Source organism: Antrihabitans stalagmiti, from assembly GCF_016482825.1.
In the GTDB taxonomy this organism is placed as follows: domain Bacteria; phylum Actinomycetota; class Actinomycetes; order Mycobacteriales; family Mycobacteriaceae; genus Antrihabitans; species Antrihabitans stalagmiti.
On sequence record NZ_JAEMNV010000001.1, the window covers coordinates 889,675 to 905,060 of the forward strand.

The window sequence follows — 15,386 nt, forward strand, 5'->3', positions numbered from 1 at the left end:
CTCCGTCAGTGGTTCTACCCAACATGGCCGACAACTCTGCACACATCGCACGCTTCGGAACACACGGCGTCTGGGGCTGGTTCGGCAAGTTCTCCCCCGACGAGGCGCGGACCATCGAGGAGTTGGGGTACGGCACCATCTGGCTCGGCGGCTCGCCGAAGCACCTCGGTCCTGTTCGTAAGGTGCTGGACGCTACCGAGCACATCACCGTCGCGACAGGCATCGTCAACATCTGGAACACCGACGCCGCGACCATCGCCGGCGAATACCTGGAACTCGAACGCGACTTCCCCGGCCGGTTCTACCTCGGTATCGGCGCCGGCCACCCCGAGGCGACGGCGGAATACGAGAAGCCGTACGACGCGGTGAGCCGCTACCTCGACGTCCTCGACGAGACGCAGGTCCCGACCGAACGTCGTGTGCTCGCCGCGCTCGGCCCGCGGATGCTGCGACTGGCGGCTCAACGCGCCTTGGGGGCGCACCCGTATCTGACACCGCCTGCACACACGCAGATCGCTCGCGAACAGCTCGGCGACCATGCGTTACTTGCGCCCGAACACAAGGTTGTCCTCGACACCGACCCGGAATCCGCGCGCGCAGTTGGCCGTCCGCCGGTCGACCGCCCGTATCTGCACCTTGCGAATTACGTGTCGAACCTGAAGCGCCTCGGCTGGACCGATGCCGACATCGCCGACGGCGGCAGCGACGCACTGATCGATGCGCTCGTCGCCCACGGCAGTGCGGCGAGCGTCCGCACACAGGTCGATGCCCACCTCACAGCGGGCGCCGACCACGTGGCCGTTCAAGTTCTCGGCGACGGCGACCCGATTGCCGCGCTGGCGGAGATCATCCGCGGCTGAGGAACAGGTTCAGGTTCGGCGGGGCTTCGGAATCACGTACCGACCGAAGACCAGCTCACGCAACACGTCGTCGCCGCCCTCGATGATCGAGACGTACCGCATGTCCCGCAACAACTTTCCGATCGGCAGCTCGCTGGTGTAGCCGAGTCCGCCGAACATCTCGGAGCCGACGCTTGCGATATCCCAGCCCGTTTGGCCACAGAACATCTTTGCGGTCACGGCAGATTTGAGGGTGCCCTGTCGCGCGAAGACCGTGGCTGCATCGTCTCTGCGCATGATCGCGTCGTAGTCTCGCGCCGCTTTGAGGCAGTGACTCTTCATAACATCGATCTGCATTTCCATCTGGCCGAGCCGACTCGCGAACACCGGACTGTCGAGCAGTGTCGTGTCCCGAAACTGTTTCGACTTCGCGTAGTCCATGCAGTGGTCCCGGATTCGACGCGCGATGCCGATCGCACTTGCTGCGATCAGGATCCTGCTCGCGTTCAGCCCGATTTCGAGCACTCGAAGGCCGTTGCCTGCCAACTGGTTTGCCGCCGGTACCCGGCAACTGTCGAGGTTCACCTCGAAGGTGTGCGACGCCCGAACACCGTTGACGTCCCACCTCTTGACGATTTCGACCCCGGGGGTGCCTCTCGGAACGAGTATCGCGAGGTGGCCGTCCGGATCGTCGTGAGCCCGCGCAACGACGATGAGGAAATCGGCGAAATCCGCGTTGGTGGAGAAGTATTTCGGTCCGGAGATGACGAGGTCGTCCCCCTCCCGACGTGCGACGGTCTCGATTTTTGCAAGCTCGCTTCCTGCGCGGCGCTCACTGCCCATCGTCGCGCAGAAGGACCCATCGGCGGCCATCGGCTTCAGATAGCGGTCCTTCAGGTCGTCGGAACCGTAGAGCTGGACGACGCTGGTGCCGAGCACCGAGATGAACAGCGTGAACGCGATACCCGCATCGCCATAGGCTATTTCGTTCACGATCTCGACGCTGTCCTCTAGGCACAATCCCCGTCCACCGAACCGCTCCGGCAGCCACCAGTTGGCGAGCCCCGCATCGGCGAACTTCTCGTACACCTGTGCCGGTTTGTCTTCCAGCTGGTCCCACTGCGTGTTGCCACCACCGAGTTCGGTTTTTGCGAACTGCCGGACGGTCTTCAGATCGCCTTCGAAAGTCATTGTCCCGCCTATCATTCGGCAAATGCTCGTGAAATGAGGTTCTCGACGTCGAGTGCGTCGATCTCGTCGTCGACGTCGTGTGAAAGGTCGCCGGAAGCATCGTCGGAGATCTCGCTGTCGGATGCCTCGTCCTGGTCTGCGTCGGCAGCGAAGAGCAGCCGCAACAGATGGTCGGCCAAAGCGGCCGGCGTCGGATAGTTGAAGACGACGGTCGGCGGAATCTGGACCCCGGTGTCCTTGCGGACCTGGTTGCGGAACTCGACGCCGCTCAGCGAGTCGAAGCCGATCTCCTTGAACGACTGATCCGGGTCGATATCGTCGGTCGACGGATAGTCCAACACGATGGCCGCCGTAGTCAGCAACAGGTCCACCATCTCCTCGCGCTGAGCGTTCGGCGCGAGTTCACGCAGTCGCTGCACCATCGGCGGCTCCTCGGGACCTTCTTCTGGCTGCGTCGCCGTCATGGTCTTGAACAGGGCGGGTAGCACGCCGAGAGGGGTGAGTACTGGCGCATCGTGGGCGAGCGCGGCGTCGAACATGGCGGTGCCCGCCTTGGCTGCGATCGGGACTATGCCGCTACGTCGGAACCGTGCGATGTCGATTTCGCCGAGCCCAGCGGCCATGCCGAGCTCCCACGGTCCCCAGGCCAGCGCTGTCGCCGGCATACCGCTGGATTTTCGATGCACCGCAAGCGCATCCAGGAACGCGTTGGCTGCCGCATAGTTGGCTTGTCCGGGCGTACCGATCGTGCTCGCGACAGACGAGAAGAGGACGAACGCGTCGAGGTGCAGCTCCTTCGTCAACTCGTGCAGGAACCATGCGGCGTCGACCTTCGGCCGCAGTACAGCGTCGATCCGCTCCGGCGTCAGCGAATCGGCAGCGCCGTCGTCGAGGATTCCGGCCAGGTGGACAACGGCCGTGAGCGGAGCCTCGGCGGGGATTCGCGCAACCTGTTCGGCCAATGCCGCTGCGTCCGACACGTCACACGCTGCCTGCGCGACTTCCGCACCGAGAGCGGTCAATTCGGTGATCTGATCCGCTGACGCCGGTCCGCTGCGGCTCAACAGCAGCAGGTGTCGCACTCCGCAGTCGGCAACGAGGTGACGTGCGAAGAGGGTCCCGAGTCCGCCGGTCGCGCCGGTGACCAATACCGTCCCGTTCGGGTTCCACCTCGGCGGCGAGGTGGAGACGGCGGGAAGTTGCGCGAGCCGCGGTACGAACGCGACACCACGCCGCAACGCTACCTGCGACTCCCCCAACGACGCTGCAGCCTCGATGGCTCGACGCGATTCCGGATGGTCGTCGACGTCGACCAGGATGAACTGATCCGGATGCTCGGCCTGAACCGATCGAACCAAGCCCCATACTGCGGCGATGGACAGGTCGGGAGATTCGCCTGCACCGACCGCCACGGCTCTTGTTGTCACGACAACGAATCTTGGCCGCTCGGGTCGTTCGTCTCGCAGTCTCTCCTGAATCCTGCCGAGTACCTCGTGAAGTACCTGTTTGACAACGGTCGGTACGTCGCCTCCCGGCCGTCCGGCGACGTCGATGACTTCCAGCGGCGCCGCCGCATCCGAGGCAAGCGGAAGTGGCACCCATTCCACCGCGAGCAACGAATTTTGTGTCGCGACACCAACGATTTGCTCAGCCGAGGCAGGCAACATCGTGAGTGCCTCGACCGACAGCACCGCCGAGCCTTCGGAATCGACTATCGACAGCGAGACTTCGGTGGCGCCAGTGCGGACGATCCTGACATTCACGGTTCTATTGGCGCTACCGCCGGTCGAATGGAACGACACTCCGGACCACGAATACGGCAGTAGTGCTTCCGAACTGGACACCTCGAACAAGGACAGCATCGGTTGCAGTGCCGCATCGAAAAGGGCCGGATGGATTGCGAATGCCCCGGCCGGTACAGGTTCGGGCAGCTCGATCTCACCGAAGACCTCGTCGTCCCGGCGCCACAACCTGCGAACCCCCTGAAACGCCGGACCGTATCCGTAGCCTCGACCGGCCAGGCGAAGGTACAGATCGGCCGTGTCGATCGGTGTCGCATCCTCGGGAGGTAGAACCTGCAGCGTGGGTTCGGAAATCTTGGCCGTCGACAGCGATCCGGCGGCATGCCGGACCCACGAAGAATCGCTCGCGTTACGTGAGTAGATGCCGATCTCGCGTCGTATCTCGTTTTCCACCGGTCCGACGATGATCTGCAGCTGCGCCGAGTCGTCGCCGAGAAGCAACGGCGCCTGCAGGTTCAGCTCCTCGACGCTGTGACATCCAGTCGCCTTCGCGGCGTGCTGCGCCAACTCCACCAGGGCCGCGCCGGGGAACACGACCGTGCCGAAGATCGCGTGATCGGCCAGCCAGCTGTGGTCCGCCCGCGACACTCGGCCGCTGAGCACCCACTGGTCACCCACGGCCAGTTCGGTTGCAGCCGTGAGAAACGGATGGTCGATCCGTGCGAGACCGGCGTCGCTTACATGGGCGTGCGCCGACGCAGTCGGAACCCAGAACCGCTGCCTGTCGAATGCGTAGGTCGGTAGGTCGACGCGATTGCCGACAACACCGATCGCAGCAAAATAGGAGGGCCAATCGACTGGCACGCCCGCAACCTGCAAGCGTGCCAAAGCCTCTGCAACCGAACGCAATTCCGACTTGGTTCCGCGCGCGACGGGAATCACCGGCAGGTCGATGCCGGCAGAGTGGAGAACGTCTTCGGCCATGCCGGACAGCACACCGTCCGGTCCGACCTCGACGAGTACGCCTGCCCCAGCTCCGACTGCCGCCCGAACTCCGTCGGCGAATCGCACAGCCTCGCGGACATGTCGCACCCAGTACTCGGGCCGTTCCAACGCGCCGGGTTCCGCGATCGCGCCGGTCACGTTCGACACCACCGGAATTCGTGGGGCCGAGTAGGTGACCGATCGCGCGACCTCGCCGAATGCGGCCAACATCGGCTCCATAAGCGGGGAATGGAATGCATGTGAGACCCGGAGCCGTTTTGTTCGTCGCCCCTGTTCGGCCAGATACGAGGTCACCTCGGCGACGGCAGCTTCTGCACCTGAAATCACTGTCGTTGCAATGCTGTTGACCGCGGCGATCGATACAGCGGAAGCATTGCCGTTGATCGCGCCGCGGACCTCAGCTTCGCCCGCCTCGACGGCGACCATCGTCCCGCCACGCGGCAACGCCTGCATCAACTTGCCGCGGCACGCGACAAGCCTGGCCGCATCAGCGAGCGTGAACACGCCGGCGACGTGAGCAGCCGCAAGTTCGCCGATCGAATGCCCGACGAGGACCGTGGGAACGACACCGCAGGATTCCAGCAAACGGAACGAGGCAACCTCGAAGGCGAAGAGCGCGGGCTGCGTCATGACGGTCTCGTCGAGCAGACCGGCAAGTTCGGAGCCAGGCTCGGCACCAACGACCTCATCGACCGAGTGGTCGAGCAGCGGGTCGAGTTCGGCACACACCGCACGCCATGCGTCGGCGAACACCGGAAAGGTCTGCACGAGTTCACGACTCATGCCGAGCCTTTGACTGCCCTGGCCGGAGAACAGCAGGCCGACGTCCGGCGTCGACGACGAATGCCCGACGAACACCCCATGCGCCCGTGTGCCCTCTGCCACGGCGTTCAGGCCGGCGCGCAGTTCGTCCAGGCTCGAGCCGAGCACGACTGCACGATGCTCGAATGCCGGCCTCGTCGTGGCAAGCGACCACGCGATGTCCGGCGCGCTTCCGGTCGCGGTGACCAGCTTTGCGGCCTGTCCCGCCAGCGCCTTCGGGCTGCGCGCCGACACCAGCCAGGACAGCACTCCGGTGGGTTCGGATGCGGCCGCGACTGTCTGCTCGTCACCCTGCTCGAGGATGACATGGGCATTGGTACCACTGATCCCGAACGAGGAGACCGCGGCACGTCGGGTATCGGTTTCGGGCCAGGTCTGTTCCTCCGCAAGCAGTTCGACCGCACCCGAAGTCCAGTCGACCTGGCTCGTCGGTTCGTCGACGTGCAGCGTGCGCGGCAACGTGCCGTGCCGCATTGCCATGATCATCTTGATCACGCCCGCAACACCTGCGGCAGCCTGAGTGTGCCCGATGTTGGACTTCACGGATCCGAGCCACAACGGTTGCGACCGGTCCTGTCCGTAGGTCGCCAACAGTGCCTGCGCCTCGATCGGGTCGCCCAACGATGTACCCGTTCCGTGCGCCTCGACAGCATCGATGTCGCCTGCCCGCAGGCCTGCGTTCGCCAGCGCGTTTCGGATCACCCGTTCTTGGGACGGACCGTTAGGGGCAGTGAGTCCGTTGCTTTCGCCGTCCTGGTTGATCGCCGAACCACGAAGCACGGCAAGCACATTGCGTCCGTTGCGCCGGGCATCGGACAACCGCTCCAGCACGAGCACCCCAACGCCCTCCGACCAGCCGGTGCCGTCGGCGGCGTCCGCGAACGCTTTGCACCGGCCATCGTTCGCCAGTCCGCCCTGACGTGCGAACTCGACGAAGATGCCCGGAGTGGACAGCACGGTCACCCCACCTGCGAGCGCGAGCGAGCAGTCCCCCGACCGCAGCGACTGTGCCGCAAGGTGTAGTGCCACAAGCGAAGACGAGCACGCGGTGTCGACGGTGACAGCAGGGCCCTCCAGCCCCAACGAATAGGCGACACGTCCGGAGACGACACTGCTCGCACTGCCGGTGAGGGCGTGGCCGCCGAGGCTGTCGGGGACGTCGTGCAGGCGCGGGAGGTAGTCCTGACTCATCGAGCCCATGAATACAGCAGTCCGGCTGTGGCGCAGGGCCGTTGGATCCTGACCCGTTCGCTCCAACGCCTCCCATACCACTTCGAGAACGAGTCGCTGCTGCGGATCCATAGTCAGCGCTTCACGCGGACTGATGCGGAAGAATCCGGCATCGAAATCGCCTGCATCAGAAAGGAATCCGCCGACCCTCGCATGCTTCGCGGCGGGATCCGCGGGCCAACCACGATCATCCGGAAACGGTGCGATCGTATCCACGCCGTCCGCAACCACCCGCCACAGATCTTCCGGCGAGGCGATCCCACCCGGTAGCCGGCAGCTCATGCCGACGATCGCGATCCGGTCGTCGTCGCGGGCCGCGCTGGTCTCGTACGTTCTGAGGTTGCCGTCCTGCCCTCCGAGTTCGGCACGCAGATGCGCGACCAAGGCGGCCGGCGTCGGGTGGTCGAAGAGCAACGAGGTCGGCAGTGTCAGCGCAGTCGCGGCGTTGAGACGATTGCGTAGTTCGACGGCTGTGACGGAGTCGAACCCGAGCTCCTTGAAGGTCGAGTCACGGTCGACCAGTTGCGCGTCGCCATGCCCGAGTACGGCGGCAGCATGTGACCGGACCGCGGTCCAGACATCGCGCTCGGTGCGGGCAGCGGGTGCTTGCGTTTCGGGTGTCGGTGCCGGTGCCGGTGCCGGTGACTCGCCTGAGCCAGTCACCCAGTACTGCTGTCGTTGAAATGCGTACGTGGGCAGGTCGACTCGCTGTGCGTCCGCGAACAGCGGCAGCCAGTCCACCGACACACCGGCGGTGAACAGGCTCGCCATGGACAGCAGCAGCCGACGCGCTTCGTCTTCGTTCCTGCGCAACGTGCCCTCCACGACCGCGGTCGAGACGGTGTCCTGAATGGACATCGCCAGCACCGGGTGTGGACTCACCTCGATGAAGACGCCGTGCCCAGCGGCAGCCAGCGTCGCGATGGTTTCGGCGAAGCGGACCGGCTCCCGCAGATTCCGGTACCAGTACTCGGCATCCAGGTCGGGAGCCGCCGCAGGTCCGCCGGTGACTGTCGAGTAGAACGCGATCGGGCTTGCTGTTGTCGCGACACCCTCTGCCGCATGCAGTACCTCGTCGCGGATCGTCTCGACCTGCGCCGAATGGGATGCGTAGTCGACGGGGATCACCTTTGCGCGAACCCCACGGGTTTCGCACTCGGCGACCACCGAACACACCGCGTCGACAGCACCCGAAATCACGACCGAGTTCGGTCCGTTGATCGCTGCGACCTGCACAAGGTCTTCGTCGACGGCATCGGCCGACATCGCGAGCGACGCCATAGTCCCGTGCCCGGCGAGACCCGCGGCGATCGCCTTGGCACGCAGGACGACAAGGCGCAACGCATCGGGCAGCTCGATGATTCCGGCCGCGCACGCTGCCGCTATCTCACCTTGGGAGTGGCCGACGACGGCGGCAGGGACGACACCTGCCGCACGCCACACCTGCGCCAAAGACACCATGACTGCGAAAAGAACGGGCTGCACCACGTCGACTCGGGCAAGGGCTGCCTCGTCGTTCAGCACATCGCGCAACGACCAGTCGACGAGCCCGTCGAGCACCTGCTGACACTCGGCCATACGCGCGCCGAATACCGGCGTCGAATCCCACAGACCGCTTGCCATTCCGACCCACTGGGAGCCTTGGCCCGGAAAGACCCACACGACACCGGGTTCGGCAGCAGCGGAGCCGGTCACGACGTTGGCTGCGGGTTCGCCTGCAGCGAGTGCCGCCAGGTTCGCTGCGAGGTCTTCGCGGTCGGATGCGACGACGACCGCCCGATGCTTCATCAGCGATCGTGACGATACTGTTGAATAGCCGACGTCGCGTATGGACAGGTCCTGACCTGCGGTCACCCAGTCGGCGAGTCGCCTTGCCTGGGCGCGCATGGCCCCAGCTGTCCTGCCCGACACGACTACGGGAACGGCCGTGGCGAGCTCGGGCTGTGGCCGTGTCCGCGGTGAAACGGAGTGCGCGCCGACGACAAGGTGGCAGTTCGTCCCACCCACGCCGAAGGAGCTGACGCCGGCGAGTCGACCTGCGTCGGTCGGCCATGGACCCGTGGTGTTGTTGACACGAAGTTTCCACTCCTGCAACGGTATCGACGGATGCGGAGTCGCGAAGTTCAAGCTCGCCGGGAGCCGTCGATGCTTCATCGCCAATGCAACCTTGATCAGTCCGATCACACCGGCAGCCGCGTCGAGATGACCGACGTTCGTCTTCACCGATCCGACGAGCAACGGAGCCGACGCCGAGTGCGACGGACCGAACACCGCACCGAGGGCCCCCGCCTCGATGGGATCGCCAGCCTTGGTTCCGGTGCCATGCAACTCGACGTACTGCACATCGGCGGCATCGACGCCCGCCTGCGCATGCGCGGCTCGAAGTAGGGCCTGTTGTGAGTTCAGATCCGGGACGGTGAGCGCAGCGCTGTCTCCGTCGTGATTGACTGCGCCACCGAGGACGACGGCGTAGACGGGGTCACCATCGGCGATTGCATCGTCGAGTCGCTTGAGTACGACGATCCCCGCGCCTTCGCCCTTGACGAATCCATTTGCCCGCTCGTCGAACGTGTAGCTGCGGCCGTCCGGCGACAGCGCGCCGGCCTTGGCAAGCGCGAGTGTGCTTTCCGGAACGAGGTTCAGGTGGACACCACCCGCCAACGCCATGCCGACAGCTCCCGAGCGCAAGCTCTCACACGCCATGTGCACCGCGACGAGTGACGAGGACTGCACCGTGTCGACCGTGAGGCTCGGCCCCCGCAGTCCGAGCTGATGCGACACCCGATTGGCAATCAACCCTCTGCTGAGGCCGGCAAGCGAATGGTGCGAGATGGCGTCGGGACCCGACCTGTGTACCAGCGACGCGTAGTCGTCCCCCGTCGCGCCGACAAAAACCGCCGCGGAGCTACCGCGCAGCGAGTCGGGCGCTACGCCGGCGTCTTCCAATGCAGCCCAGCTCAATTCGAGCACCATCCGCTGCCGTGGGTCCATCGCGACGGCCTCGCGCGGCGAGATGCCGAAGAACCCCGCGTCGAAGCCTGCAACGTCGTCGACGTAGCCACCACGACCGAAGCCCGACAGCTCGGGGAGCTCCGGCCAGCGTCCGAGCGGCGCCTCGGTGATCGCATCGGTTCCGTCCGAGAGCAGCCGCCAGAAGTCGCGAATACCGTCCGCGCCGGGTACCCGGCACGACATTCCTACGACAGCAACAGGAATCGGCTCGTTGTCACCCATCACGTTTGCAACCTCCCGCTAGCGCATCCGTCCTCGACAATGAAGAGACGCGAAAGGTCCTTCCGGATACGTTTCGCGGCGACAACTTCCGGTCGAGGGCAGATCGATGACGATCCTGGTGTATCCCGGTAGGCATGCGCGGCATCTGATCGGCATGCACACTTCTGTAGAGGACCGCGATCAGGCGCGTTGGCTGCGACGCTTCCATCCGGCGCCGGCGGCGCCCGTTCGACTGGTGTGCTTCCCGCATGCCGGAGGATCGGCGACGTATTTTCGGCAGCTGTCGGCAGCGCTCTCCCCTGCAGTCGACGTGCAGGCGGTGCAGTATCCCGGTCGACAGGAACGTCACATGGAACCGCTGATACCGGATCTTGCAACGCTGGCGGACCTGACAGCGCAGGTTGTCGTTCCGGACGGCCGCGCGACCGCGTTCTTCGGGCACAGCATGGGGGCCACTGTCGCGTTCGAGGTCGCTCGCCGGTGGGAAGAACAGAACCGAATTCTGCTGAGCCTGTTCACTTCCGGTCGACGCGCGCCGTCGATTCCCCCGAAAGAGCGCGTAGCACTCGACACCGACGACGACGTGTTGCTCGAGCTGGCCAAGCTGGACGGCACCGACCCGCGATTGCTCGTTGACGAGGATGTCAGGCAGATGATCCTGCCCGTGATTGGCAATGACTACCGTGCCGCCGAGACCTATCGCTGCAGCGATGGCGCGACGGTTCGCTGTCCGATCGTGATGTTGCGTGGTGCGAGTGATCCGCGCGTGTCCGAACCCGAGGCACAGCGGTGGCGCGTGCACACCGCAGGACGGTTCACAGCGCACACGTTCACGGGCGGACACTTCTACATCGACAGCAATATCGGCGCCGTTGCCAGCCTCATTGCCGCTGAACTGGGTGCAGCTACACCAGCCCGAGCTGCGCGACCTTGATGCCTGCTTCGAAACGACTACGCGCCCCGAGCCGCTGCATGAGGTCCGCGGTCATCCTGCGCACAGTTCGGGGCGAGACGCCGAGGCGACGGGCAGTGGCTTCGTCGGTGTAGCCGGCCTGCAGCAGCAAGACCAACTCGAGTTCGCGCTCGCTGAAGGCGAGCTGGTCCGCTGGATTCGACTCGATCTTCGTGCTCTGCTTCCAGAACCGTTCGAGCAGTGCCGCCATGGTGCCGACGAGTGCAGGATCTCGAACTTCGAGCAGATCCATCTCCGGTCGGTCCGGGTTCGCGGGAACCAGAACCACGGTCCGATCGACGACGACGAGCGGGAACGGGACCTCGGGAAACGTTCGGGATCCGCCCCCTAACCTCGTCCGCTTTCGAATAGCGCAGAGGCTGACTGGATCTCGGGTGAATGCCGCCGGGAAGACCGTTCGAGTCACGACGCCTCTGGTACGTGCCAGTTCGGCTTGCGCCGTGTTCGAACTGAACAGTTGTTTGCTCTGCGAGGTGTCGGGAAGCATTCCGAATATTTCGGAGCGTGCACCTGTGGTGAGCTGTTTGATTCGACGCTCGAGCAACGGGCCGCTGTTCCGACGCCACATGTCGTCGGACCCCGGCGAATCCATCATGTCTTCGATCAGGTGCGACGTCGCATGTTTTGTTGCGGTGCTCAATGTTTCGGTCATCGGAATTCGCTCCTTGTGAACCGCATGGTCACCATTCCTCGCCGTCGACGTTGAGTGCGAGATGGATATTCGGGGTACCTGCGACCGCCAGGAGGTGTCGCCTGCACCAGATCAGGGCGTCGACCGAGCCTGCATCGGTAAGGCTCGCGACAACGGACAGCGCGGGTTCGTTTGCAGCGAGCACACTCGCCTCCAACCGAGTCCAGTTCCGCCGCTGGGCTTCTCGCACTGTCTCGCTCAGTAGCGCGTGCGCGACACCTGTGCGTCGATGCGCGTCGGCCACGGCAACGGACACCTCCGCCGCACAGGTGGATGTCGGGATCAACTGCGCGAATCCGATCGGTTCTATCCGGTCGTGTCGGCCGGCCTCCGCGATCAGAGTCACTGCGTCGGGAGTACCCGCTCCTAGCAGATTCCGGCACAGGGAGTCGCTGATCCGCGGCATCGGCGATCCGAAGCGACTCGAGCGGCTCGCTCCCGACATTCCCGCGAGGATACTGCGTACGACAGCTGTCTCACCGCTATCGAGCGCGCGGACGCGTAGCGACGACTGTTCTCCGACGATTGCGGCCCGCGACTCGCGTTGCCGCCATCGTGATCGTGTAGCGGTGTGACCGATTGCCATGGCACGAACCCCCGAATTGCCTCGAGATCGTCTGTTTCCCAGGCGATACCGGGCGTAGACGACCGGACCTGGCTGACATCTATACGGCACCGTATACTTGAAACGTTACCATCGGGCGTCGGGTTGTCAATAAGAAAGGCGGACAAATCGGATGGCTGCTGTCACCCACACACCGCGCACGGCATGGATCGAACAGGGCCTGCGTGCCCTTGCCGACGGCGGCCTCGGCGCGGTCCGCGTCGAGGTTCTCGCTCAATCACTCGGCGTGACCAAAGGCGGGTTCTACGGACACTTCGCCGACCGGAATGCGCTGCTCGACGCCATGCTCGACACGTGGGAGCGCGACGTCACCGACAGGACTCGTGAACAGGTCGAGAGTGTCGGCGGCGACGCACGCACGAAGATTCAGCGCGCGGGCCTGCGAACTTTTTCCGGAGACCGCCTCTTGCCGATCGACCTTGCCGTGCGCGACTGGGCACGGCACGACGCGGCAGTCCGCGAAAGGCTCGAGCGTGTCGACAACAGTCGCATGGACTATCTGCGAGAACTGTTCGGCGCCTTGTGTTCCGACGCCGACACAGTCGAGGCGCTCAGCACCATGGCGTTCTGTCTCGGTATCGGCATCCACTTCCTCGCCGCCGACCACCAGGGCCGCAACCGACGTGATGTCCTCGCCATCGCGTCGAGTCTGCTGGTCAACGAGTATCCAGCGACCGCCGAGCGCTGATCCTTTTCCGGTTCCGCCGGCCGCGATCGGTCGTTGGCCGGAAGAGGCCATCGGGACAGGATAGGCCGCATCGTCGGCGAGGATGTGGTTGGCGCACAAAACAACTCCACCGCCCGCTCGAAGTAAGGACGGAAAACATGACCAATCCACTGCTGCTGCCCGTCGTGGTCGTCCAGGGAATTTGGCTGCGCGCGACAATGAAACTTGCTCCGCCGCCAACAGGACCCGCGTTCGGGGTAGAGGGCGAAGGCACCCGCCCCCCCATTCGCTTGGCCGTTGTCGGCGAATCGACAGCTGCCGGCTACGGGGTCGACACGCACGCCGAAGGGTTCGCGGGGTCGGTGGCGCGCGAACTCGCCGCTCGAAGCGACCGGCCTGTCGAATGGCAGACCATCGGCCAGTTCGGCGCAACCGCGCGCCGCATTCGGCATCGCCTCATCCCTCAGATCACAGCGAAGCCGGACTTCGTCATCGTGCTCGCGGGCGGCAACGACGTTCTCGCCCGCAGGCGAGGAGACGAATGGCGTAGCGAGCTCACCGCGATACTCGAGGCCCTGTCCGAGGGTGCCGAGCAAACTGTGATCAGCGAGATACCCCGCTTCGCCAACTCCCCTGCGTTTCCGTCGATCTTCGCCAGGTTCGTCGACGAACGAGCAAACGAGTTCAACGAGATCTCGCGCGCGATGTGTGCCGATCGACCAGCGACGACCTGGATCACGTGCCCGCCACCGACCGCCGACTACTTTGCCTCCGACGGCCTGCACCCCAACCAGTACGGCTACAGCCAGTGGGCCGAAGCAGTCGCCGGCCAGCTGCCGATCGCCGACCGTTCCTGACACCTTCGACTCAAAAGGTGTGCCGTTGATTCGTAAGAATCAACGGCACACCTCGTTGTCGGCCGAAAGAACGACAGTCAGTTCTCGACGAGCTTCAGATCGGCTGTGCGAGGCACCAATTCGAGGCGTGCGTCGTTTTCCGGCACGATCAGGACCCCGCGACTACGGGTGCGTTCCGGTGTCGTATCTTCCCGACGCAGTTCGCAGGTCGACAGCACGTTGCTGAGCACGGCCTTGATCTCGGTGATTGCGATCCGATCGCCGAGGCATCGAATCGCGCCTCCTCCGAACGGAATCCACGTATTTGCGCCAGGCTTGACATCGAGAAAGCGCTCCGGACGAAACGCTTCGGCGTCGTCGTAATGATTCGGATCATGATTGAGCAAATGGGCGCTGGCGAACAGTTCGTCGCCCACTTCGTAACGCACGCCGCCGATCTCGAGCGGCTTCATAACCTTGCGGAGAATGATCATCGGCAGCGGTGGACGCACCCGCAACAGCTCGTAGACGACCGCGGTGAGGTACGCGTCGCCGGCGCCCTCGTCGAGTTCGGCGCGCACTCGTTGCGCCACTTCCGGTTCGCGACTGAGGTATTCGAGCGCCCAGCAGATGGCCGATGCCGTGGTCTCCGTGCCCGCGACGAACATCGTCATGACTTCGTCGCGGATTTCGCGGGTGGACAGTGCGGAGCCGTCGTCGTGTGTGATGCGCAGCAGCATCGACAGCATGTCGTCCCCCAGATCGCCCGAGGACCTGCGCTCCTCGATGGCCTCGAACAACAATTCGTCCGCACGCTCGCGATGCCGGAGAAAATGGTCGACGCCGGTGCTCCGGATGGCCCGGAGCAGCCAGGTCACCGGACGAGGCGCGCGCTCGAACATCAACACCGTCGCAAGGTGGTTGTTGAACTCCATCACCTGAAAGATTTCTTCTCCCAGGTCGTCCCAGCTCGACGGGGTCACCCGTCCGAAGACAACCTCACGGATCACTTCGATCGTGTATCGGTGCGCGTGCGGGTGAACCGAGATGATCTCCTCGCGTGGCCACTTCGCGACGTCGTGTTTTGCCCGAGCGATGGCCGCGGCCTCGATTCGTTTGAACGCTTCGCCTTTGATGCTCGGCATCAGTGCCTTTCGCCGAGCAAGGTGCGCTTCCTCGTCGAGGAAGGCGAGTCCGGTTCCACCGAAGAACTTCTCGAGGATGTCGCTGCCGTTACCGGTGTGCAAAACGTCGCGCGGCGCGAGAAACATCGCCTTGACGTCGTCGGGATCGGAGATGAGGTAGATCTTCGCCTTCGGCCGGAAGTTCATCCTGAACCGATGCCCGTGCTCAGTGCGCAACTGCGACAACCACACGGTTCGTAGCGTCCTGTACTTCCACAGCTGCGCGATCAGGGGCAGCGTCGACCCCGGCAGCTCGGTCGAAGGGATGACCTCGGGTTGGCGCATCGCTGAATGATCGACCGGGCAACCGGTCATGGTGTCGGGAGTTGGCATCGGTGTGCTTCCTT

9 protein-coding genes and 2 pseudogenes are annotated in these 15,386 nt (G+C 64.5%); 4 read left to right on the plus strand and 7 right to left on the minus strand.

Features of this window, described 5'->3' with window-relative positions; translation table 11 throughout:
- Window positions 1-23: 23 nt before the first annotated feature.
- Entirely contained in the window at window positions 24-860 is an 837-nt protein-coding gene (locus JGU71_RS04190) for an LLM class F420-dependent oxidoreductase (protein ID WP_199702521.1), read from the plus strand.
- A 9-nt stretch (window positions 861-869) separates the two neighbouring features.
- On the opposite strand, the gene JGU71_RS04195 is transcribed toward JGU71_RS04190, so the two are convergent.
- From JGU71_RS04195 to JGU71_RS30685, 4 genes and pseudogenes are all read right to left on the minus strand, one after another.
- Window positions 870-2,030 (minus strand): acyl-CoA dehydrogenase family protein, encoded by a 1,161-nt coding sequence (locus JGU71_RS04195; RefSeq protein WP_233528608.1) that lies wholly within the window; start codon window positions 2,028-2,030, stop codon window positions 870-872.
- 11 nt (window positions 2,031-2,041) lie between these two features.
- Complete coding sequence (locus JGU71_RS30675; protein ID WP_443623585.1) at window positions 2,042-4,636, minus strand: type I polyketide synthase; 2,595 nt, start codon at window positions 4,634-4,636, stop codon at window positions 2,042-2,044.
- Window positions 4,637-4,645: 9 nt separating this feature from the next.
- A pseudogene (locus tag JGU71_RS30680) lies at window positions 4,646-7,396 on the minus strand (type I polyketide synthase); the annotation flags it as partial.
- A gap of 186 nt (window positions 7,397-7,582) precedes the next feature.
- Window positions 7,583-10,063 (minus strand): annotated as a pseudogene (locus JGU71_RS30685) (type I polyketide synthase); the annotation flags it as partial.
- 106 nt (window positions 10,064-10,169) lie between these two features.
- On the opposite strand from JGU71_RS30685, the gene JGU71_RS04205 reads away from it, so the two are divergent.
- Complete coding sequence (locus JGU71_RS04205) at window positions 10,170-10,997, plus strand: thioesterase II family protein (RefSeq protein ID WP_233528609.1); 828 nt, start codon at window positions 10,170-10,172, stop codon at window positions 10,995-10,997.
- Here JGU71_RS04205 and JGU71_RS04210 read toward each other — a convergent pair.
- Window positions 10,969-11,688 carry a LuxR C-terminal-related transcriptional regulator gene (locus JGU71_RS04210; protein ID WP_199702542.1) on the minus strand — a complete coding sequence of 240 codons (720 nt, stop codon included), beginning with the start codon at window positions 11,686-11,688 and terminating at the stop codon, window positions 10,969-10,971. The two genes, JGU71_RS04205 and JGU71_RS04210, sit on opposite strands and share 29 nt — an antisense overlap.
- A gap of 28 nt (window positions 11,689-11,716) precedes the next feature.
- The gene (locus JGU71_RS04215; RefSeq protein ID WP_199702545.1) at window positions 11,717-12,313 is read right to left on the minus strand and encodes a GNAT family N-acetyltransferase; all 597 of its coding nucleotides are present in this window, start codon (window positions 12,311-12,313) and stop codon (window positions 11,717-11,719) included.
- A 151-nt stretch (window positions 12,314-12,464) separates the two neighbouring features.
- Here JGU71_RS04215 and JGU71_RS04220 point away from each other — a divergent pair, with 151 nt between their 5' ends.
- Window positions 12,465-13,040, plus strand: a complete 576-nt coding sequence (locus tag JGU71_RS04220; RefSeq protein ID WP_199702548.1) for a TetR/AcrR family transcriptional regulator — start codon at window positions 12,465-12,467, stop codon at window positions 13,038-13,040.
- A 137-nt stretch (window positions 13,041-13,177) separates the two neighbouring features.
- Window positions 13,178-13,876 carry an SGNH/GDSL hydrolase family protein gene (locus tag JGU71_RS04225; RefSeq protein ID WP_199702551.1) on the plus strand — a complete coding sequence of 233 codons (699 nt, stop codon included), beginning with the start codon at window positions 13,178-13,180 and terminating at the stop codon, window positions 13,874-13,876.
- A 77-nt stretch (window positions 13,877-13,953) separates the two neighbouring features.
- Here the strand turns inward: JGU71_RS04225 and JGU71_RS04230 are convergent, their stop codons facing one another.
- Window positions 13,954-15,372 (minus strand): cytochrome P450, encoded by a 1,419-nt coding sequence (locus JGU71_RS04230; RefSeq protein WP_199702554.1) that lies wholly within the window; start codon window positions 15,370-15,372, stop codon window positions 13,954-13,956.
- Between the last annotated feature and the right edge of the window lie 14 nt (window positions 15,373-15,386).